Here is a 20,079-nt window from a genome sequence, read left to right as displayed (position 1 = left end):
GCTATATGATCGACAGATCTTCGACCACAGCCCCCGTTCACGGGGGCTGCTTCTCTCAATTCCATGAGCATTTAAAGGAAACCGAATTTCCTTAACGTCGCTTCCACCTCTTGTTTCAACCCAACCTCATCCAATTCATCGGCGTCCCGGTCAGATTCAGGATTAAAGCAGTCAGCCAATACAAAAATACTGGATGCACACTCCGACACACTAGCTGAATCATCCTTGAGCTTGTTTAGATCTCGCTCCTCCTTCCACTGAGCCATATAAGGATCGGAAAACGCTTCAGCAGAAAGACTACCCTCAACAAACCGCCTTGCAAAAACAATCAACTCAAGACTCATTGCAAACCTCCATTTTTAATATAATTCCAGAACTGAGGCGTATTGGGATCCAGACGCCATCCCGTCGAAAAATTTCCTTCCTTATCAATCACCACCACATTATTCGTTTTCTGATTAAAAAATACTTTCGAGCCGGACTTCCTAAGGTATGTTCCCTTTTCTATTGTTTCTTTATCCGCCAAATGCGCTTCAATCGCATCCCGAAATCTAGTCAGCGTTTCGGTATTTTTCTTTGCATCCGAAACCCCAAAATCAGCGGCATGCTTATATTTTTTGTCCAGTTGCTTGCGGGTAAACCCACCTGAGTCCAGAGGTTCACTAAAGACTGCGTAGATTGGCTTTAGCCCAGCGTCCAGCGGGAAGACATAAATAGCATCCCTGATGTCCAGTTGATCAACCGCTGGCAGGTGTTCGGCAATCACCTCTATGGGGGTTAGCGTAACGCCGGTATAGGCCGGCGTCTTCGCTGGCTGTCCGGAGGTCGTCGTCGAGCTGTTGCCCGGTGCTGCAATCGGAAAAGTCAGGGTGATCGGAGGAGTGTCGGCAGTGCTGAACGTATATGCATTGCTCACCGGGTCCAGCGTCAGAGCCCTCACCGGCACCTTGGGTGATACGCCTCCATCGGCTTGCGTTGCAACTACTGAATAGGTGGAGTGGTCGCCGTAAATCCGATAAGGCACCTCAACCGTACCACCGGCAGCGGCCAGCGCTGGCAGGTTTCCTGGTAAGTCGGGAATCAGATCTTCCGCTGGCAGGCTGAGTGTGGTTGGCGGATAGAGATCACCGTTCCCTAAAGGCGAGGAGTAAAGCAGCAGGCCAATCCCTACACCGGTGGCTCGATCGAGAAGAACACCGCCAAGCGATTTCAAGCCACGTATTCCAGCTTGAATAGCCGCCTCCAGCGTCAGACTGGAACCGGCGGCAATAGAAATGGAACCCGCTGCAGCATTCAGCTGGGTCGTCCTAAAATCTGAAACCTTGAATGTATGCGCTGCCTTCAGGGCATTGGCTTCTGCTATACGCCTGGCCTGTTCGGCAGACTTGTCCGCGATCTTTTTTGCTTCGACTTCAGACTTTTTACGAGCTTGCTCATCTGCCATTTGCTTAGCTCGAGCTTCAGCTTCAATACGAGTTCGTTCAGCCGCCGATCGTTGCGCTTTGATTTTTGCGGCAAGACGGGCCTGTTCATCAGTCACTTCTTTTGCACGCGCAGCCAAGGCGCCGAAGGCAGCTGAGGTTACAACCAAGTGTTTGGCGGCCTCAGAATTCAATAGAGCTCTATGGTAATCTTGCCATCGCTTACCGAACTTCGGTTTTAATTGCAAATCCACGAGATCTTTGAGCGCTTCCAACTCCGGCTTGCTTAACGGAGATGAAATATTAGGATTCGGACGGACGTAGGATTTTACCGCCCCCTGCTTTATCTTAATCATCCTATCCAACGTTGCCTTATGGTGAAGCAAAGACTGAGCCGGTGCTAACCCCTTAACCGAACCGGATGCAGCAATAACCTCTTTTTGAAGGAAATCCGCCAAAAGTTGGACATGAATATTTTTTTCTGACTCTATAACAATCAACCGCTGACTGAGTAAAGCGGCCCATGTCTCGTCGTTATATCGATAGGCCACCTCAGCATCGTTTGATTTTTTGGCATACCCTTCAAGCTTGCCACTAAGAAGTCTTATCGACATCGATAGAATCTTGAGATCCAAGGCTGCTTTGTACGCATCATCAATCGCCTTATACGTCGCCAAATAAATCTCAGGAGTAAAAGGCGCGTTATTGAGCATATTACGAATTTTTGCCGACGGTAAATCCTTCATCAAATACAGCGGATTCGTTTTATACAGACTGAGCGCTACAGGTCTTTTAGAAATATACTGAGTTTGTTTCGATGCAATGAGGTCAAGCGTGATTTTTTGATCGCTTTTCACGGACGCTATTGGAGAACCCTTCGAAACCTTTGCCGCTTGTTGCTTTTGCGCCAACGCTCGTTCCACATCAGCACGCAGAGTCTTGAAGATCGGACTATATTCTGTATCAATAGCCAACTTATTAGCTTTATGCTCATTCATGAATTCGCTCATTACATTAGGAAATGTAATGGGACGAATCGTCCTTCCTGGTCCCTCTCCTCTGCGAGGCCCTTCCTGCAACCCCCATCCGTTGCCATTTCCAATGTACCCGCCCCCACCACCTGTTTCGAAAACAACAGGCTGTTCTCCTGCTATAAAAGTTGGCTTAATATGATAAGGCTGACCCGGGACAAATCCTTCGCCTACGTCCGACATGCTTAAACTCCATTTAAGTACAAATATATAATCGCGCCCCTCACCAAGAACACTTAACAAACAATTGGCCTTGTCCTATATTTTTATTCACTCTCCGAACGTATATAAAAACGACCACAGAAACAACCCACCGTTACGTTTTGTCCGAATTTGCAAGAGCGCTGAAGAAACATCTAAACAACATATTAGTTATCGCCCGAAGAGGTGGCTTGGTGCGAATTGAAGTGTTGTGTCAGATCGATACCTTTAATGAAGTGGGATATTTCCAGGCTGAGGGACCCGGTACGATGCCCTACGGCAATTGACCGCAGGAAAAAAAGAAGCGCCTTACGAAAACAACGTCTCTTAACAGGCGGTGTTTTTCTATAGGTCTGCCTATAATCCCGCCGGCCCTGTCAGCCCCATCGCCACAAACGGTTCTTCAGTCTCAAAGGATGTGATATGCCTGCCCTGCCCTGGCCATACCTGGCCTTCCTTTCCATCGGCTATGCCTTGGCCCTGGCCTTCGGTCAAATGGCCTGGACTGCTGCGATCTCGGTCGCGCTGCTGCTGTTCGCCGGGTATGCGGTTCGCCAGCAGCAGACGCCGGTCGGCCAGTTTCTCGGCCACGCCCTGTTTGTGGTGATGGCCCTGGCACTGGCCCTGCACTGGATGCCGGGTTTTTTCAACGGGAGGGCGATCCCGCCGCAACGCTTCACCGATGATGCCGTGCCGTTTGCCATGTACCTGAACCAGGACAAGCCGCTGATTGGTTTCTGGTTGCTACTGGCGTGTCCCTGGATCGTCGGCAGGCGCTCGTTTCGCTTGTCGGTCCAGGCCACGGCCCTGGGCCTGACCCTCAGCACAGTGCTGGCCCTGGGTGGGGCGATGCTGCTGGGAATGATCCATTGGGCACCGAAGTGGCCGGAACCGGCTTGGTTATGGCTTCTCAATAATCTTTTATTGGTGACGCTGGTGGAGGAAGCGTTGTTTCGTGGCTACATTCAGGGTGGCTTGAGCCGGCGCTTCAAACATCTGAGCTATGGCGACAATCTGGCATTGATCCTGGCCTCGCTGCTGTTCGGCCTGGTGCATGCCGGCGCGGGATGGCAATGGGTGCTGCTGTCGGGCATGGCGGGGGTCGGCTATGGCCTTGCCTATCGCTTTGGCGGACTGGGCGCGGCGATTGCTACTCATTTTGGCATCAACCTGCTTCATTTCGCCCTGTTTACCTACCCGATGCTGGCGTGATACCGACCGGAAAAATAACTTCAACAAAAACCTGACGGCGCCGACAACCTTTCAAAGCCTTGCGGACCTACACACCATGCGTAACAACCAGCCCGTCACACAGCGCGAAAGGACCTTCCCGGCCCAACAACGCCTGATTTCCACTACCGATGCCAAAGGTGTGATCACCTATTGCAACGACGCGTTCGTTGAAATCAGCGGGTTTTCCAAGGAAGAACTGATCCGCTCGCCCCACAACCTGGTACGCCATCCCGATGTGCCGTCAGCCGTGTTTGCCCATATGTGGAACACACTGAAACAAGGCTTGCCATGGATGGGCATCGTCAAGAATCGCTGCAAGAACGGCGACCATTACTGGGTCAACGCCTACGTTACGCCCGTGTTCGAAGGGAACCAGGTGGTTGGCTACGAGTCGGTGCGGGTCAAGCCCAGCGCCGAGCAGATCGCCAGGGCCGAGGCGCTCTATCAACGCATCAACCAAGGTAAGCCGGCGATCCCGCGCAGCGACAAATGGTTGCCGATCCTGCAGGACTGGCTGCCATTTATCCTGGTCAGCCAGTTGAGTTTCGTGGTTGGCGCGTTCCTCAACTCCTCCTGGGGTTTTGCCCTGGCTGCCGTGCTGTCAGTGCCCTTGGGGCTGATGGGCCTGCAATGGCAGCAGCGCGGGATCAAGCGCCTGCTGCGTCTGGCCGAGCAAACCACCTCCGACCCGTTGATCGCCCGGATGTACACCGACAGCCGTGGCGTCCAGGCGCGTCTGGAGATGTCGATCCTCAGCCAGGAAGCTCGCCTGAAAACCTGCCTGACCCGCTTGCAGGACACCGCCGAGCACCTCAACGAACAGGCGCGGCAATCAAACTCGTTGGCCCATAACAGCTCCAGCGGCCTGGAACGCCAGCGGGTGGAGACTGAACAAGTCGCCACCGCCGTCAACGAGATGGCGGCAACTACCCAGGAAGTCGCCAGCCACGTGCAACGCACCGCCGACGCCACCCAGGAAGCCAATCGCCTGACCAGTCGCGGACGCGACATCGCCGGGGAAACCCGCGAAGCCATCGAGCGTCTGTCGGTGGTGGTGGGCGAGACCGGGCAGACCGTGACCCAACTGGCCAAGGACAGTGACGAGATCGGGGGCGTGGTGGACGTGATCAAAGGCATTGCCGACCAGACCAACCTGCTGGCCCTCAACGCCGCCATCGAAGCGGCCCGCGCTGGGGAGATGGGTCGCGGCTTTGCCGTGGTGGCGGACGAAGTGCGCCAACTGGCGCAACGTACCAGTGAGTCCACCGGGCAGATCCACGCCCTGATCGCCAAGCTCCAGCAGACCGCCACCAATGCCGTGCAGACCATGGACGCCGGCCACCGCCAGGCCGAGGAAGGCGTGGCGCGGGTCATGGAGGCGGACGCGGCGCTGGTGGGCATCAGTGAAGCGGTGGCCAACATCACCGACATGACCACCCAGATTGCCGCCGCTACCGAGGAACAAAGCGCGGTGGCCGAGGAAATCAGCCGCAACATCAGCAACATCTCGGATCTGGCCGACCAGACCTCGGGCCAGGCCCATAGCTCGGCGCTGCTGAGCGAAGAACTGACCCGCACCGCCAATACGCAGTATTCGTTGGTGGAGCGGTTCAACCGCTGATAGAAGCCTGCCTCATGAAAAACCCGGACAGCGCAAGCTTCCGGGTTTTTTATTGCCTGACAGGCCGCTATCGCGAGCAGGCTCGCTCCCACAAGGGGTCAAGGCTGCTCATTCAAAGGCATTCCATTGTGGGAGCAGGCTTACTCCCTCAGAGGGTCAAGGTTGCTCATTCAAAGGCATTCCAATTGTGGGAGCGAGCCTGCTCGCGATGAGGCCTTGATAGTCGGCAAGGAACCTACTGAAGAAACCCGGCCACCCTGCCCGCCGCCGCCTCCAGATGCTGCTCATGACTAAACCCCGAGGCCTTCAGCGGTTTCAGATCATGATCCCCCGCCACCAGCCACATCACCTCGATGCTCGCTGACAGGTCATAGCCCCGCACCGCCTCACGATTACCCAAGGCATCGCGCTCGCCCTGGACGATCAAGGTTCGGGTCTTCAATTCTGCCAGGTGCTCGACCCGCGGCTTCTCCGGTTTGCCCACCGCGTAGAAGGGATACCCCAGGCACACCAGGGCATCAGCCTTCAGCTCATCGGCCAGCAAACTCGCCATGCGCCCGCCCATGGACTTGCCGCCAATGGCCAACCGCCCAGCGACATAAGGCCGCACCGTGGCATACACCTCACGCCAGCATTCCAGCAACTTGGGGGCCGGGTTCGGCGGACGTTTACCGCCGTCCAGGCGTCGTTGAGTCATGTAGGGAAACTCGAAGCGCAACACGTTGATGCCATACCCGGCAAGGCGCGCGGCCATTTCGTCCATGAACCCGCTGTCCATCGGCGCACCGGCGCCATGGGCCAGGATCAGGGTCGGCGCCTTGGCGCTGACACCCGCTTGCGCAGCCGTCCATAGCCAGCCGTGTTCGGCCACACATCGCGCCCATTGATCCCCGTCAATACTGGCCTTGTGCTGTTTGTCCATGCTTGCCTCGCTTTTAGTCTGCCTATAACTCCAGGCGAAGAACGCCGCACTGCCTTGCGCAGGCGCTCACTTCGGCTGAACCGTGGATGGGGAACCATGAACACTTCTATCAGTACCGCCTACAACTACAAGGTGGTCCGCCAATTCGCCATTATGACGGTGGTGTGGGGCATCGTCGGCATGGGGCTCGGGGTTTTTCTCGCCGCTCAATTGGTCTGGCCACAACTCAACTTCGATTTGCCATGGACCAGCTTCGGCCGCCTGCGCCCACTGCACACCAACGCGGTGATCTTCGCCTTCGGCGGCTGTGCCCTGTTCGCCAGTTCGTTCTATTCGGTGCAACGTACCTGCCAGACGCAGTTGTTCGCGCCGAAAATCGCCGCATTCTGCTTCTGGGGCTGGCAACTGGTGATCCTGCTGGCGGCCATCAGCCTGCCACTGGGCTACACCAGCTCCAAGGAATACGCCGAGCTGGAATGGCCGATCGACATTCTGATCACCATCGTCTGGGTCGCCTACGCCATCGTGTTCTTCGGCACCGTGGCCAAGCGCAACACTAAACACATCTATGTCGGTAACTGGTTCTTCGGCGGGTTCATCCTGACCGTGGCGATCCTGCACATCGTCAACAACCTGGAACTGCCGGTGAGCTTCACCAAGTCCTACTCGGTGTATGCCGGGGCTACCGATGCGATGGTGCAATGGTGGTATGGCCACAATGCCGTGGGCTTTTTCCTCACCGCAGGCTTCCTGGGGATGATGTATTACTTCGTGCCGAAACAGGCCGAGCGCCCGGTGTATTCCTATCGGTTGTCCATCGTCCACTTCTGGGCGCTGATCACTCTGTACATCTGGGCCGGCCCGCACCACCTGCACTACACCGCACTGCCGGACTGGGCACAGTCACTGGGCATGGTGATGTCGCTGATCCTGCTGGCACCGAGCTGGGGCGGCATGATCAACGGCATGATGACCCTCTCGGGCGCCTGGCATAAGTTGCGCAGCGACCCGATCCTGCGGTTCCTGGTGGTATCCCTGGCGTTCTACGGCATGTCGACCTTCGAAGGCCCGATGATGGCAATCAAAACCGTCAACGCCCTCTCCCACTACACCGACTGGACCATCGGTCACGTTCACGCCGGTGCCTTGGGCTGGGTGGCGATGATTTCCATCGGCGCGCTGTATCACATGATCCCGAAAGTCTTCGGCCGCACCCAAATGCACAGCATCGGCCTGATCAACGCGCACTTCTGGCTCGCGACCATCGGCACCGTGTTGTACATCGCCTCCATGTGGGTCAACGGCATCGCCCAGGGCCTGATGTGGCGTGCGGTGAACGAGGACGGCACCCTGACCTACTCCTTCGTCGAAACCCTGGTGGCCAGCCACCCCGGCTTCGTCGTGCGGTTGGCGGGCGGGGCAATCTTCCTCTTCGGCATGTTGCTGATGGCCTACAACACCTGGCGCACCGTGCGGGCCTACGAGCCTGCCGAAGCCGCCGCTGCCGCGCAGATGGCTTGAGGAGTCCGCCATGAAACACGAAACAATCGAAAAAAACGTCGGCTTGCTGATGCTGCTGATGGTTCTGGCTGTGAGCATTGGCGGCCTGACGCAGATCGTGCCGCTGTTCTTCCAGGACGTGACCAACAAACCGGTGGACGGCATGAAGCCCTACACCGCGCTGCAACTGGAAGGTCGCGACATCTATATCCGCGAAGGCTGCGTCGGCTGTCATTCGCAGATGATCCGTCCGTTCCGCGCCGAGACCGAGCGCTACGGCCACTATTCGGTGGCTGGGGAAAGCGTTTGGGACCACCCGTTCCTGTGGGGCTCCAAGCGCACCGGGCCGGACCTGGCCCGGGTCGGCGCGCGCTACTCCGATGACTGGCATCGCGCCCACCTGTACAACCCGCGCAACGTAGTACCTGAGTCGAAGATGCCGGCCTACCCCTGGCTGGTGACTCAGGCGGTGGACAGCAGCCACACCGAAACCAAGCTGCGCGCCATGCGCACCCTCGGCGTGCCGTACACCGACGACGACATCAACGCCAGCGTGGCTTCCCTCAAGGACAAGACCGAGATGGACGCCCTGGTGGCCTACCTGCAAGTGCTCGGCACTGCCATCAAGAGCAAGAGGTGAGCCCATGTTCCTTGAAATGAGCACTGGAATGATCCGCGGCCTGGGCACGGTCGTGGTGTTCGTGGCCTTCATCGGCCTGACCCTGTGGGTCTTCAGCAGCAAGCGCAACCCGGAGTTCGCCCAGGCGCGCCTGCTGCCGTTCGCCGACGAGCCGCCCGCCGACATCGCCAACCCCCAAGACCCAGCAACAAGGAGCACCCGGCCATGACCACCTTCTGGAGTACGTGGATCAGCGTACTGACCATCGGCAGCCTGATCGGTCTGACCTGGCTGCTGATCGGCACCCGCAAGGGCGAGACCAAGGGCAGCGTCGACCAGACCATGGGCCACAGCTTCGACGGCATCGAGGAGTACGACAACCCGCTGCCGCAGTGGTGGTTCCTGTTGTTCGCCGGCACCCTGGTGTTTTCCGTCGGCTACCTGGTCCTCTACCCGGGCCTGGGCAACTGGAAAGGCATCTTGCCCGGCTACGAAAATGGCTGGACCGGCGCCCATGAATGGGAAAAGGAAATGGCCAGGGCCGACGCCAAATTCGGGCCGATCTTCGCCAAGTTCGCCGCCATGCCGGTGGAAGAAGTCGCCAAGGACCCGCAGGCATTGAAGATGGGTGGCCGCTTGTTCGCCTCCAACTGCTCGGTCTGCCACGGCTCGGACGCCAAGGGTGCCTTCGGCTTCCCGAACCTGGCCGACAGCCACTGGCGTTGGGGCGGCAGTGCCGAAACCATCAAGACCACCATCATGGGCGGTCGCATGGCCGCGATGCCGGCCTGGGGCGAAGTGCTGGGCGAAGCGGGCGTCAAGAACGTGGCCGCGTATGTACGCCATGATCTGGCGGGCCTGCCGCTGCCGGCAGACAGCCGCGCCGACCTGCTGGCAGGCCAGCAAGCGTTCAACACCACCTGCGTCGCCTGCCACGGTGCAACCGGCAAAGGCACCGAAGCCATGGGCGCGCCAGACCTGACCTTGCCGGCCGGCTTCATCTACGGCAGCAGCCTGGCGCAACTGCAACAGACCATCCGTCATGGCCGCCAGGGCCATATGCCTGCGCAGAATGAGCTGCTCGGCAATGACAAGGTGCAACTGCTCGCGGCTTACGTCTATAGCCTTTCGAAGAGCAATGAGCAGTTGAGCGGCAAGCTGCAAGCAACAAGCGACAAGTAACGGCAAAAGCAAAGCTGCAAGCGACGAGTACCCACTTGGAGCTTGCAGCTCAAAGCTTGTAGCTGCTTCTTTGCGACTCATTGTCGCACCCCTTCTCTTCGCGCCTTTCGGTTACCCGCAATCGGGTCTAAGCTTGCCCGAGCGTGCACTGGCGACTGCCGGTTTCAGGTCGATCCGAACCGATGTGTTCCACAATCCGGTCGATAAAAAGGCCGCAAAGGCCGGTGGATACCGGCTATTGCGCCCAGGGCCTCCCATGACCCGAATGCCGTGTTGGAACACACCCCGTTACAACCGACCCGACCCCCTCGCCTCTTTCCTTCGCCGCGACAATTTGCCGAGGACCGATTTTGTCCCTACCTCGCGCATGGAAAGGCCGCAGAATCAGCTTTGGAAAGCATTGACCCAGGTCATGGCGCGTTGCAATGACCCCCCGCTTTCTCCATACTTGCGACCGATTTTTATCCTAATAAAACACCCAAACCGTGGAACCTTAGAATGAGCACAGCAATCAGTCCGACTGCTTATAACTATAAGGTAGTCCGCCAGTTCGCCATCATGACGGTGGTCTGGGGGATCCTTGGCATGGGGCTAGGTGTCTTCATCGCCTCGCAACTGGTCTGGCCGGAGTTGAACTTCGATCTGCCATGGACGACGTTTGGACGCCTGCGCCCGCTGCACACCAACCTGGTGATCTTCGCCTTCGGTGGTTGTGCGTTGTTTGCCACTTCCTACTACGTCGTGCAGCGAACCTGCCAAACGCGACTGATTTCCGACAGCCTCGCCGCCTTCACCTTCTGGGGTTGGCAAGCGGTCATCGTCGGTGCGATCGTGACCTTGCCGATGGGTTTCACCACCACCAAGGAATACGCAGAGCTGGAATGGCCCCTGGCTATTCTGCTGGCCATCGTCTGGGTGACCTACGGTCTGGTGTTCTTCGGCACCATCGTCAAGCGCAAGACCAAGCACATCTATGTCGGCAACTGGTTCTACGGTGCCTTCATCGTCGTGACCGCCATGCTGCACATCGTCAACCACGCGTCCCTGCCGGTGAGCTTCTTCAAGTCTTACTCGGCCTACTCGGGCGCCACCGATGCGATGATCCAGTGGTGGTACGGCCACAACGCCGTGGGTTTCTTCCTGACCACCGGCTTCCTGGGGATGATGTATTACTTCGTGCCGAAACAGGCCGAGCGTCCGATCTATTCCTATCGCCTGTCCATCGTCCACTTCTGGGCGCTGATCACCCTGTACATCTGGGCCGGCCCGCACCACCTGCACTACACCGCGCTGCCGGACTGGGCGCAGTCCCTGGGCATGGCGATGTCGATCATCCTGCTGGCGCCAAGCTGGGGCGGCATGATCAACGGCATGATGACCCTCTCGGGCGCCTGGCATAAGCTGCGCACCGACCCGATCCTGCGCTTCCTGGTGGTTTCCCTGGCGTTCTACGGCATGTCGACCTTCGAAGGCCCGATGATGGCCATCAAGACCGTCAACTCCCTGAGCCACTACACCGACTGGACCATCGGCCACGTACACGCCGGTGCGCTCGGCTGGGTTGCGATGATCTCCATCGGCGCGATCTACCACATGATCCCGAAACTGTTCGGTCGTGCGCAGATGCACAGCACCGGTCTGATCAACACCCATTTCTGGCTCGCCACCATCGGCACCGTGCTCTATATCGCCTCGATGTGGGTCAACGGCATCACCCAGGGCCTGATGTGGCGTGCAATCAACGACGACGGCACCCTGACCTACTCGTTCGTCGAAGCGCTGCAAGCCAGCCACCCTGGTTTCATCGTCCGTGCCCTGGGCGGCGCGTTCTTCGCCAGCGGCATGCTGTTCATGGCGTACAACGTGTACCGCACTGTTCGTGCCTCTGACCCGGCCGAAGCTGAAGCCGCCGCCAAGATCGCCGTAGTTGGAGCTCACTGATGAAGCACGAAACAGTAGAGAAGAATATTGGCCTGCTGGCCTTCTTCATGGTCATCGCCGTCAGCATCGGCGGCCTGACCCAGATCGTTCCGCTGTTTTTCCAGGACGTGACCAACAAGCCGGTCGAAGGCATGAAGCCGCGCACCGCCCTTGAACTGGAAGGTCGCGACGTCTACATCGCCAACGGCTGTGTCGGCTGCCACTCGCAGATGATCCGTCCGTTTCGCGCAGAAACCGAACGCTATGGCCACTACTCGGTTGCCGGTGAAAGCGTCTGGGATCACCCGTTCCTGTGGGGTTCCAAACGTACCGGCCCGGACCTGGCTCGCGTTGGCGGCCGTTACTCCGACGACTGGCAGCGTGCGCACCTGTACAACCCGCGCAACGTAGTGCCTGAGTCGAAAATGCCGGCTTACCCGTTCCTCGTAGAAAACAAGCTCGACGGCAAAGACACCGCCAAGAAAATGGAAGTCTTGCGTACCCTGGGCGTGCCTTACACCGATGAAGACATCGCCGGTGCCAAGGATGCCGTGAAGGGCAAGACTGAAATGGACGCGCTGGTGGCCTATCTGCAAGGCCTGGGCACCATCATCAAAAGCAAACGGTGATTTAGATGGATATCGGGATGATTCGTGGCCTGGGCACCGTCGTCGTGATGGTGGCCTTTATCGGTCTGGCGTTGTGGGTGTTCAGCCCCAAGCGCAAGTCGGAGTTTGACGACGCGACCTTGCTGCCGTTCGCGGATGATCCCGAAGCCATCAAGCACGTCGAGCAAGCTTCTAGGAGTAACAAAGAATGACTACGTTCTGGAGTCTGTACGTCACAGTCCTCAGTCTGGGTACGATCTTCGCCCTGACCTGGCTGCTGCTGTCGACCCGCAAGGGCCAGCGCGCCGAACAAACGGACGAGACGGTTGGTCACTCGTTCGATGGTATCGAAGAGTACGACAACCCACTGCCGAAATGGTGGTTCATGTTGTTCGTGGGCACCATTGTCTTCGCCTTGGGCTACCTGGTGCTCTACCCGGGCTTGGGCAACTGGAAAGGCCTGCTGCCAGGCTATAACTATCTGGACACCGAAAAGCAGACCCCTTTCGCCAATGGCCAGACCGGCTGGACCGGTGTTCACGAGTGGGAAAAGGAAATGGCTCGTTCGGACGCCAAGTTCGGTCCGATCTTCGCCAAGTTTGCTTCCATGCCGATTGAAGAAGTCGCCAAGGACCCGCAAGCCCTGAAGATGGGTGGCCGCCTGTTCGCCTCCAACTGCTCGGTCTGCCACGGTTCCGACGCCAAGGGTGCCTACGGCTTCCCGAACCTGACCGACGCCGACTGGCGCTGGGGTGGTGAGCCGGAAACCATCAAGACCACCATCATGGGCGGTCGTCATGCCGTGATGCCGGGCTGGGCTGCCGTGGTTGGCGAGCAAGGTGTCGCCGACGTCTCCGCCTACGTGGTGACCAGCCTGCACGGCCGCAAATTGCCGGAAGGCGCCAAGGCCGATCCGGCCAACGGCCAGAAGCTGTTCGCGGCCAACTGCGTGGCCTGCCACGGTCCAGCCGGCAAGGGCACGCCAGCCATGGGCGCACCTGACCTGACGCACCCGGCCGGCTTCATCTACGGTTCGAGCTTCGCTCAGTTGCAGCAGACCATCCGTTACGGTCGTCAGGGCCAGATGCCTGCCCAGGCCGATCTGCAGGGTAACGATAAGGTCCACCTGCTGGCTGCGTACGTCTACAGCCTGTCTCATGGTGAACCGGCGCCAGCCGCCGATGCCCAGTAAGGCACACGCTTGATGCACCAAAGGCCCCGCCAACCCATGTTGGCGGGGCCTTTTTATTGGTGGGTATCAAGAGGCGAAGCTGTTTCACTTGCTCGCCGCTTGCGCCGGTAGTAACGTACCTACATTCTAGTTTCATGAGGGCACCGCCATGTCCATCACGACCATTTCCAGCCGCGAATTCAATCACGACACAAGTGGTGCCAAAAAAGCGGCCCGCCAAGGGCCGGTCATCATTACTGACCGTGGCAGGCCGACCCACGTACTGCTAAGCATTGAGGAGTACCAGAAACTGACCGGTATTGGCACCAGCATTGTCGAGTTGCTGGTCATGCCCGATGCGCCGGATATCGATTTCGATACCGAACGTGCCGTCATCACTCCCCGGCCAGTGGACCTGTCCTGATGTTTTTACTCGACACCAATGTCATTTCGGAACTGCGCAAGCCGCATGCAGATAAAAACGTACAGGCCTGGGCACGTAGCGTGTCCGCCCCCAACCTGTACGTCTCGGCAATTACCGTACTGGAACTGGAAACCGGTGTGTTGCGCTTCGAACGCAAGGACCCGGCGCAAGGCAGCCACCTGCGCGCGTGGCTGGATAACCACGTCATGCCCGCATTTGCCGGCAGGATCCTGGCGGTCGACCGCACCGTCGCGCTGCGCTGCGCTCGCCTGCATGTACCGGATCGCAGCAATGAATGCGATGCACTGATTGCCGCCACGGCGCTGGTCCATGGCCTGACCGTAGTCACCCGCAATGTGAGTGATTTTCAAAGCAGCGGCGTGGCCTTGCTCAATCCATGGTCAAGCTAATATAACGTCGCGACGGACCATCAATTACCGCCAAGGAGATAGGCGCAATGGGCATCGAAACACTTCAGCGCGCAACGATGAGCCCCCGGCATGTCTGACGCGCTCTGGGCCGCTCGCCTGGGCGATGCACTGAACCACACCTCCATGATGGCCGACATCCTCGGCGGAGTGTTGGAAGTGGCGGCCAACATCGCCATCACCGCCCTGGCGACGGCGGCGGTGGTGGCCGCCACCGGCATCACCGTCGCCACGGGTGGCTTGGGTTGTTTCCTGCTCGGTGCGGTGGTGGGGGCGGTCGTGGGCATTGCCATGAGCAAGACCGGGGCCGACGAAGGCCTGAGCAATATCTGCGAAGGCATCGGCAACGCGCTCTTTCCGCCCACGGTGCAGGCCAACATTCTCACCGGTTCCAAGGACACCTTCACCAACAACATCCCCTCGGCCCGCGCCGCCGGAGCGGTTGTTTCCCACGTCGCGCCGGCCGGCACCGAACTGGACATGCCCGAGCCGGAAGAAGAAGCCGAGCCCAGTTACCTGGACATGGCCGGCAACTTCTTCTCGCAGATGTGGCGCCCCACCGTCGCCTCGCCCGCCCCCGGCACAGAGACCCGGCCGGAAGACCTGGTGATCTGCACCAAGCACCCACCGATGCCGCCGCAGTTCATGGCTGAAGGCTCGGACAAAGTCACCATCAATGGCCAGCCCGCGGTGCGCAGCGGCGACCGCAGCACCTGCGACGCGACAGTGGTGTCGGCCGGGTTGATTTCCCCGGACGTGACCATTGGCGGCGGCTCAGTGGTGGTGCGTGAGATTCGCAGCGGCAAGACCCCGGGCGTGGGACTGGCGGTCACCGCGTTGCTATCGGGTAGTCGCCACCGTCAATAATGAAGGGGTTAGCATGCTCAACGACCACAAGGATATTTCTACCGTTGACTATAAGGAGACGGGCCTTAAGGATGGCGTGCTATCCAAAACGAATGAGCCCAAGGCCAGAGGTATCGGTTTCCGGTTACTGGATAAATTCAATAAAACCATTACGTCATTTCGTGTCGAGAAGAAAGGCCCGAACGGAAAATGGAAGACCTGCGGATAAAGCCAGATGGACATATTCGATCTTCTCTCATACAAGCTTGAAAATTTCCTGAACGTCCGGCCGTATCCGAAGGCGTTGGGTGCTGTTTTTTACGAAGAAGACGAGCCTTCGCTACTGAACGTCGTCGCGAAAAAACACAATGGCGCTCCCTTCAGCGTTAGCCGCTGGCGGGACTTGTTTTCCACCAGCGCTTTCGAAAAAGCCATGCTGAAGAACGGCTTCACGGAACCCGACTGCTACGCCCTCCTCCTGGTCCTGTCGCGCTTTGGCTACCTGCTTGAAATCGACAACCGTCAACGAACCAACAAGGATTACTTTATTTTCTTCTACCTGATCCAACTGATCAGCTTGAAGAACAGCACCTTGGATGCGGATGCGCGCCTCAGGAACTACATGCTTAGGTTCCTCCTCTTCGAATTGAGCATCGATGACGAGGCGTATCGTCGGTTCAGCATCGAGGGCAATCAGTTGATGATGGCGACCGATGGGCTAGGGTCCGTGGCTTTTCTGGATGTGATTGATCTGGTTTACAAAGCGATCAAGGCCGACAGCAGGAAAGAACATCAACTGCTGAGTACGTTGAAAACATTTCAAACAAGCACAGTCAGATTACTCAGCGAGCCCGACGATACCCATAACCGCTTCGCGATCAATGATCGTCACAGCGAGCTTATGTACCCCGACGTTTTTTTGCCCACCTATGCTCAGGACAGGCAAAAAATATTTGATGCTTTGATCGACGCGGTCAATCCGCTTCAGTCAACGGCAAACCTGTTCGTCTCCAATATGGTTGTGATGAATTACGCCTTTCACGTCCTGAAAGACAAGCCTCACGAAATTCTAAAACTGAAAAAACACGTCCGTGATGAAGCGCTGTTCGGCCAATTGCTGGAGGTGATCATCATGCGTCGGATGGCAGTCAACAAAGCGCTGTTCGAAAAAATTCCCACGGGGCACGATCTGTCCTTGATCAAGGATGAGCAAACCGCTTTCTACAACATTTTGTACCGCCAGTAGAAACTTGATGCATTTGTGCGCCTGACGCTTCTCTTTGCAGCGCACAAAAATAATCAGAGCCGGGATTCGGCTGTGCTCAAGAAAACCCTGGCGGCTAGATCAAATTGGGAAACAAGCAGTTCGATCTGGCGCTTGCGAACAAATGACCAGGCGCAGGTTAAGCGCAAATCCCCGTGGCGAGGGAACTTACTCCCGCTGGGCGGCGGAGCTGCCCCAAAAAGGCTGACGAATTCCTACAGAAAAACCGCTGCACCACCGAGCGAGAGCAAGCGCCTTCACCCCGAATCCTGGGCATTACGAAGGCTTGTTTATTCCCCCTCCGCAACGCTTCCACCAAGCTACGAATCCTTGCGCCATTGCCTACAACTACGCCAGAATTCGCCCGCTTGTGCGCCTTGCTCATGGGTTCTATCGTTTCCCTGCCTCTGCCCATCAGTGGTCGGGTTTAGTAGCCCGGTAGTAGTAACGGTTGCATGAGTCTCATCAGTCAGGCATTGCCTGCACTCGATGGTGGCTGTGCGCATGGCGCCTTCGGGCGCGCCGGGATCCGTTACCTCTACCGGTCTACTAACTTGCGCACAGCTGCCTCCTTTCGTTTAGTAGCGAGATGGTTGCGGCCTACTCATTAGAGGTAACGCAACGATGTTCAAAATTACTCCAAATCCTCCTGAAACTGACTCAACGTCTCCTCATCCAAGTCGAAAAAACAAACAGCACGACGAAACCACCAAACGCGTCTTGGATCACTACCTGCTTCCCCAACAGGAAAAGTTCGAAGATGCATCCAAACCGGACCAGCTCTTCACCGTGGCAAAAAACGCCGACAACGAATGCCTGCTTGCCAACCTCAGCGAAAACCTGGCATCCGCCGACGCGATGATCAGCAACCTGGCCTTCGATCTGGAAGGCCCCCACCGCCACATTGCCCTCGGCATCCAGCAACTGATCGAGTTGAGTTCAATGCTGGCCAGCCGTGTGCTGGATAACGTCGACCCACGCTAGCCGCGACACCACCAACCCGTGGCGAGGGAGCTTGCTCCCGCTGGGTGGCGAAGCCGCCCCAAAACAGGCTGACGCATTCTCCAGATAAACCGCATCAGCCGGTTTACGACGGCTGCGCCGCCGAGCGGGAGCAAGCTCCCTCGCCACGGATCGCCTACACCTCAAAAGCAGGCGTGTGACCCGCCTTCACCGACCTGCAGAGTTTCTATCAATGATGAGGACAGTGAGCGGTCAGATTGGTAGCCATGTTTAATAAAAAACTTATAGGTTTTCCGTCTATTCCACTCGTGATATCGGTGGAAGACTTCGTTAAGCACATCTTCCGCCGGGTGGCGAAGCCGCCCAAAAATAGCGGCACAAAGCAACCAGACGGGCCTGTCGAACGAGCCGCCAGGCCCTTGGTTTTTTCGCCAACGCCATGGAATGTCTATAGTCAATTGATCTGGGTCATGACTTGTTACATCCGCTACACCATTCTATGCAGAGCCCCAACGCGACCAAAGGTCGCACCCTTGAGCCAGACCTACAGGCGTATCATTGCGCCACTGCAATACCCTTTCTGACCGTGGTCGGCACGTACTGGCCGCGGCACTTTTCCACTGCCGTGGGATGCATTTTGATGAGTAACCAGATTCCGGTACATGACGTCACCCCGCCTGCCAAGGACGCGAACAAAACCGTCGACCTGTATGCCTCTCGGGAAAAAATCTACACCCGCGCCTTCACTGGCCTGTTCCGTAACCTGAGGATGGTCGGCGGCGCAATGTTGTTCCTGCTGTACTTCGGTACGGTCTGGCTGAACTGGGGCGGGCATCAGGCCGTCTGGTGGAACCTGCCGGAACGCAAATTCTTCATTTTCGGTGCAACCTTCTGGCCCCAGGATTTCATCCTGCTCTCCGGGCTGCTGATCATTGCCGCCTTCGGCCTGTTTTTCATTACGGTCTATGCCGGGCGGGTCTGGTGCGGCTACACCTGTCCGCAAAGCGTGTGGACCTGGATCTTCATGTGGTGCGAGAAGGTCACCGAAGGCGACCGCAACCAACGCATCAAGCTCGACAAGGCGCCCATGAGCGGGAACAAGTTCCTGCGCAAGCTGGCCAAGCACAGTCTGTGGCTGCTGATCGGTTTTGTGACCGGCATGACCTTCGTCGGCTATTTCACGCCGATTCGCGAACTGGTGTTCGAGTTCTTCACCGGCCAGGCCGATGGCTGGTCGTATTTCTGGGTCGGCTTCTTCACTCTCGCCACTTACGGCAACGCCGGCTGGCTGCGCGAGCAGGTGTGCATCTACATGTGCCCTTACGCCCGTTTCCAGAGCGTGATGTTCGACAAGGACACCCTGATCGTTTCGTACGATCCGCGTCGCGGCGAAAGTCGTGGCCCACGCAAAAAAGGCATCGATTACAAAGCCCTGGGCCTGGGGGACTGCATCGACTGCACCATGTGCGTCCAGGTCTGCCCCACCGGTATCGACATTCGCGACGGCCTGCAGATCGAATGCATCGGCTGCGCGGCGTGCATCGACGCCTGCGACAACATCATGGACAAGATGGATTACCCTCGCGGCCTGATCAGCTACACCACCGAACACAACCTGTCCGGGCAGAAAACCCATAAACTGCGCCCACGCCTGATCGGGTATGCCCTGGTGCTGCTGGCAATGATCAGCCTGCTGGTGACCGCATTCTTCATGCGTTCGCTGGTGGGTTTCGACGTCAGCAAAGACCGCGTGTTGTACCGCGAAAACGCCGAAGGCCGAATCGAGAACGTCTACAGCCTCAAGATCATGAACAAGGACCAGCGCGATCATACGTACGTGCTGGACGCCACTGGCTTGCCGGACCTCAAGCTTCAAGGCCGGCGGGAAATCAAGGTCGCGGCTGGCGAGATCTTCACCCAGCCGGTAGAACTGTCCAGCGCGCCGGAGCAACTGCCATCGAGCGCCAACGAGGTGACCTTCATCCTCAAGGATGCCGATGACGACAGCGTTCATGTTGAAGCCAAGAGCCGGTTCATCGGCCCACAAATTCGTTGAGAGAACTGAACATGCCTGCAGCAACCGCTACAAGTCCCTGGTACAAGCACCTCTGGCCGTGGATCATCATTGGGATTTTGGCCTGCTCGGTGACACTGAGCCTGACCATGGTGACCATCGCCGTGAACAACCCGGACAATCTGGTCAACGACAACTATTACGAAGCCGGCAAAGGCATCAACCGCTCCCTGGAGCGCGAACTGCTGGGCCAGACCCTGCAACTGCATGCCAACGTGCAACTGGATGACGTCACTGGCGAAGTGAACCTGCGCCTGAGCGGCGACAGTCGGCCCCAGACCCTGGAACTGAACCTGATTTCGCCCACCCAGCCGGAAAAGGACCGCAAGGTCGTCCTGACGCGCAACGACAGCGAACCGGGACGGTATGTCGGTCAGTTGACGGACAAGATCGAAGGCCGGCGCTTTGTCGAATTGCTGGGTGTGGAGAACGACAAGACCTGGCGGCTGTTCGAAGAAGAGCAGATCAACCATGACCAGGCCGTCCTGCTCGGCGATGAACCGCTGCAAGGCGCTGAAGACCTGAAGGAATAAGCCGATCGATGGCCTCTGTAGGAGCTGCCGAAGCTGCGATCTCTGATTTTGATCTTTCACTTGAGACTCAAGTGTCAGGGGAAAGATCGCAGCCTTCGGCAGCTCCTACAGTTCGTGT

The 20,079-nt window shown here is 57.8% G+C and carries 20 protein-coding genes and 1 pseudogene; 18 read left to right on the top strand and 3 right to left on the bottom strand.

From position 1 onward, the window contains the following. Positions 1–71 precede the first annotated feature (71 nt). Positions 72–344: a colicin immunity domain-containing protein gene (locus MA884_RS10185; RefSeq protein WP_256230378.1), complete on the bottom strand. Its 273-nt coding sequence runs from the start codon at positions 342–344 to the stop codon at positions 72–74. Continuing rightward, positions 341–2,635, bottom strand: a complete 2,295-nt coding sequence (locus tag MA884_RS10180) for an S-type pyocin domain-containing protein (RefSeq protein WP_256230377.1) — start codon at positions 2,633–2,635, stop codon at positions 341–343. Before MA884_RS10180 ends, MA884_RS10185 begins: the two co-directional genes overlap by 4 nt. Before the next feature lie 441 nt (positions 2,636–3,076). On the opposite strand from MA884_RS10180, the gene MA884_RS10175 reads away from it, so the two are divergent. Both MA884_RS10175 and MA884_RS10170 read left to right on the top strand, forming a co-directional pair. Next, the gene (locus MA884_RS10175) at positions 3,077–3,865 is read left to right on the top strand and encodes a CPBP family intramembrane glutamic endopeptidase (protein WP_256230376.1); all 789 of its coding nucleotides are present in this window, start codon (positions 3,077–3,079) and stop codon (positions 3,863–3,865) included. 76 nt (positions 3,866–3,941) lie between these two features. After that, positions 3,942–5,507, top strand: coding sequence for a methyl-accepting chemotaxis protein (locus MA884_RS10170; RefSeq protein WP_256230375.1), 1,566 nt, complete (start codon positions 3,942–3,944; stop codon positions 5,505–5,507). Between the two features lie 235 nt (positions 5,508–5,742). Here the strand turns inward: MA884_RS10170 and MA884_RS10165 are convergent, their stop codons facing one another. Beyond that, positions 5,743–6,429, bottom strand: a complete 687-nt coding sequence (locus MA884_RS10165) for an alpha/beta family hydrolase (protein WP_256230374.1) — start codon at positions 6,427–6,429, stop codon at positions 5,743–5,745. A gap of 96 nt (positions 6,430–6,525) precedes the next feature. On the opposite strand from MA884_RS10165, the gene ccoN (MA884_RS10160) reads away from it, so the two are divergent. From ccoN (MA884_RS10160) to MA884_RS10085, 16 genes and pseudogenes are all read left to right on the top strand, one after another. Further along, positions 6,526–7,950, top strand: coding sequence for a cytochrome-c oxidase, cbb3-type subunit I (gene ccoN / locus MA884_RS10160; protein ID WP_256230372.1), 1,425 nt, complete (start codon positions 6,526–6,528; stop codon positions 7,948–7,950). 10 nt (positions 7,951–7,960) lie between these two features. Further along, entirely contained in the window at positions 7,961–8,569 is a 609-nt protein-coding gene (ccoO, locus tag MA884_RS10155) for a cytochrome-c oxidase, cbb3-type subunit II (RefSeq protein ID WP_256230370.1), read from the top strand. Positions 8,570–8,573: 4 nt separating this feature from the next. Beyond that, positions 8,574–8,777 carry a cbb3-type cytochrome c oxidase subunit 3 gene (locus tag MA884_RS10150; RefSeq protein WP_256230368.1) on the top strand — a complete coding sequence of 68 codons (204 nt, stop codon included), beginning with the start codon at positions 8,574–8,576 and terminating at the stop codon, positions 8,775–8,777. Beyond that, entirely contained in the window at positions 8,774–9,730 is a 957-nt protein-coding gene (gene ccoP, locus MA884_RS10145; RefSeq protein ID WP_256230367.1) for a cytochrome-c oxidase, cbb3-type subunit III, read from the top strand. Before MA884_RS10150 ends, ccoP (MA884_RS10145) begins: the two co-directional genes overlap by 4 nt. A gap of 498 nt (positions 9,731–10,228) precedes the next feature. Further along, positions 10,229–11,671 carry a cytochrome-c oxidase, cbb3-type subunit I gene (gene ccoN, locus MA884_RS10140; protein WP_047227187.1) on the top strand — a complete coding sequence of 481 codons (1,443 nt, stop codon included), beginning with the start codon at positions 10,229–10,231 and terminating at the stop codon, positions 11,669–11,671. Next, positions 11,671–12,279 carry a cytochrome-c oxidase, cbb3-type subunit II gene (gene ccoO, locus MA884_RS10135; RefSeq protein WP_014339380.1) on the top strand — a complete coding sequence of 203 codons (609 nt, stop codon included), beginning with the start codon at positions 11,671–11,673 and terminating at the stop codon, positions 12,277–12,279. The genes ccoN (MA884_RS10140) and ccoO (MA884_RS10135) overlap by 1 nt, the downstream gene beginning before the upstream one ends. A gap of 5 nt (positions 12,280–12,284) precedes the next feature. Continuing rightward, positions 12,285–12,470 (top strand): CcoQ/FixQ family Cbb3-type cytochrome c oxidase assembly chaperone, encoded by a 186-nt coding sequence (locus MA884_RS10130; protein WP_003183474.1) that lies wholly within the window; start codon positions 12,285–12,287, stop codon positions 12,468–12,470. Continuing rightward, the gene (gene ccoP / locus MA884_RS10125) at positions 12,467–13,450 is read left to right on the top strand and encodes a cytochrome-c oxidase, cbb3-type subunit III (RefSeq protein WP_076385618.1); all 984 of its coding nucleotides are present in this window, start codon (positions 12,467–12,469) and stop codon (positions 13,448–13,450) included. The genes MA884_RS10130 and ccoP (MA884_RS10125) overlap by 4 nt, the downstream gene beginning before the upstream one ends. Positions 13,451–13,598: 148 nt before the next feature. Beyond that, the gene (locus tag MA884_RS10120) at positions 13,599–13,853 is read left to right on the top strand and encodes a type II toxin-antitoxin system Phd/YefM family antitoxin (protein ID WP_256230365.1); all 255 of its coding nucleotides are present in this window, start codon (positions 13,599–13,601) and stop codon (positions 13,851–13,853) included. Then, positions 13,853–14,263 carry a type II toxin-antitoxin system VapC family toxin gene (locus MA884_RS10115; protein ID WP_256230364.1) on the top strand — a complete coding sequence of 137 codons (411 nt, stop codon included), beginning with the start codon at positions 13,853–13,855 and terminating at the stop codon, positions 14,261–14,263. Before MA884_RS10120 ends, MA884_RS10115 begins: the two co-directional genes overlap by 1 nt. 90 nt (positions 14,264–14,353) lie before the next feature. Further along, a pseudogene (locus MA884_RS10110) lies at positions 14,354–15,124 on the top strand (PAAR domain-containing protein); the annotation flags it as partial. Between the two features lie 37 nt (positions 15,125–15,161). After that, positions 15,162–15,356 (top strand): hypothetical protein, encoded by a 195-nt coding sequence (locus MA884_RS10105; protein WP_256230363.1) that lies wholly within the window; start codon positions 15,162–15,164, stop codon positions 15,354–15,356. A gap of 6 nt (positions 15,357–15,362) precedes the next feature. Then, positions 15,363–16,373 carry a hypothetical protein gene (locus MA884_RS10100; protein WP_256230362.1) on the top strand — a complete coding sequence of 337 codons (1,011 nt, stop codon included), beginning with the start codon at positions 15,363–15,365 and terminating at the stop codon, positions 16,371–16,373. A 642-nt stretch (positions 16,374–17,015) separates the two neighbouring features. After that, entirely contained in the window at positions 17,016–17,375 is a 360-nt protein-coding gene (locus MA884_RS10095) for a DUF6124 family protein (RefSeq protein WP_256230361.1), read from the top strand. A gap of 619 nt (positions 17,376–17,994) precedes the next feature. Further along, complete coding sequence (ccoG, locus tag MA884_RS10090; protein ID WP_256230359.1) at positions 17,995–19,410, top strand: cytochrome c oxidase accessory protein CcoG; 1,416 nt, start codon at positions 17,995–17,997, stop codon at positions 19,408–19,410. Positions 19,411–19,421: 11 nt separating this feature from the next. Further along, positions 19,422–19,961 carry a FixH family protein gene (locus tag MA884_RS10085; RefSeq protein WP_256230358.1) on the top strand — a complete coding sequence of 180 codons (540 nt, stop codon included), beginning with the start codon at positions 19,422–19,424 and terminating at the stop codon, positions 19,959–19,961. Positions 19,962–20,079 lie beyond the last annotated feature (118 nt).

It is taken from the genome of Pseudomonas sp. Q11 (assembly GCF_024494355.1).
GTDB lineage: Bacteria > Pseudomonadota > Gammaproteobacteria > Pseudomonadales > Pseudomonadaceae > Aquipseudomonas > Aquipseudomonas hefeiensis.
Note: the sequence above shows the minus strand (reverse complement) of the source record. Positions and strands in the feature narration are given on the sequence as shown.

Coding starts and splice junctions, on each gene's coding strand:
- MA884_RS10185 (WP_256230378.1), bottom strand. CDS start 344: ATGAGTCTTGAGTTGATTGTTTTTGCAAGGCGGTTTGTTGAGGGTAGT.
- MA884_RS10180 (WP_256230377.1), bottom strand. CDS start 2,635: ATGTCGGACGTAGGCGAAGGATTTGTCCCGGGTCAGCCTTATCATATT.
- MA884_RS10175 (WP_256230376.1), top strand. CDS start 3,077: ATGCCTGCCCTGCCCTGGCCATACCTGGCCTTCCTTTCCATCGGCTAT.
- MA884_RS10170 (WP_256230375.1), top strand. CDS start 3,942: ATGCGTAACAACCAGCCCGTCACACAGCGCGAAAGGACCTTCCCGGCC.
- MA884_RS10165 (WP_256230374.1), bottom strand. CDS start 6,429: ATGGACAAACAGCACAAGGCCAGTATTGACGGGGATCAATGGGCGCGA.
- ccoN (WP_256230372.1), top strand. CDS start 6,526: ATGAACACTTCTATCAGTACCGCCTACAACTACAAGGTGGTCCGCCAA.
- ccoO (WP_256230370.1), top strand. CDS start 7,961: ATGAAACACGAAACAATCGAAAAAAACGTCGGCTTGCTGATGCTGCTG.
- MA884_RS10150 (WP_256230368.1), top strand. CDS start 8,574: ATGTTCCTTGAAATGAGCACTGGAATGATCCGCGGCCTGGGCACGGTC.
- ccoP (WP_256230367.1), top strand. CDS start 8,774: ATGACCACCTTCTGGAGTACGTGGATCAGCGTACTGACCATCGGCAGC.
- ccoN (WP_047227187.1), top strand. CDS start 10,229: ATGAGCACAGCAATCAGTCCGACTGCTTATAACTATAAGGTAGTCCGC.
- ccoO (WP_014339380.1), top strand. CDS start 11,671: ATGAAGCACGAAACAGTAGAGAAGAATATTGGCCTGCTGGCCTTCTTC.
- MA884_RS10130 (WP_003183474.1), top strand. CDS start 12,285: ATGGATATCGGGATGATTCGTGGCCTGGGCACCGTCGTCGTGATGGTG.
- ccoP (WP_076385618.1), top strand. CDS start 12,467: ATGACTACGTTCTGGAGTCTGTACGTCACAGTCCTCAGTCTGGGTACG.
- MA884_RS10120 (WP_256230365.1), top strand. CDS start 13,599: ATGTCCATCACGACCATTTCCAGCCGCGAATTCAATCACGACACAAGT.
- MA884_RS10115 (WP_256230364.1), top strand. CDS start 13,853: ATGTTTTTACTCGACACCAATGTCATTTCGGAACTGCGCAAGCCGCAT.
- MA884_RS10105 (WP_256230363.1), top strand. CDS start 15,162: ATGCTCAACGACCACAAGGATATTTCTACCGTTGACTATAAGGAGACG.
- MA884_RS10100 (WP_256230362.1), top strand. CDS start 15,363: ATGGACATATTCGATCTTCTCTCATACAAGCTTGAAAATTTCCTGAAC.
- MA884_RS10095 (WP_256230361.1), top strand. CDS start 17,016: ATGTTCAAAATTACTCCAAATCCTCCTGAAACTGACTCAACGTCTCCT.
- ccoG (WP_256230359.1), top strand. CDS start 17,995: ATGAGTAACCAGATTCCGGTACATGACGTCACCCCGCCTGCCAAGGAC.
- MA884_RS10085 (WP_256230358.1), top strand. CDS start 19,422: ATGCCTGCAGCAACCGCTACAAGTCCCTGGTACAAGCACCTCTGGCCG.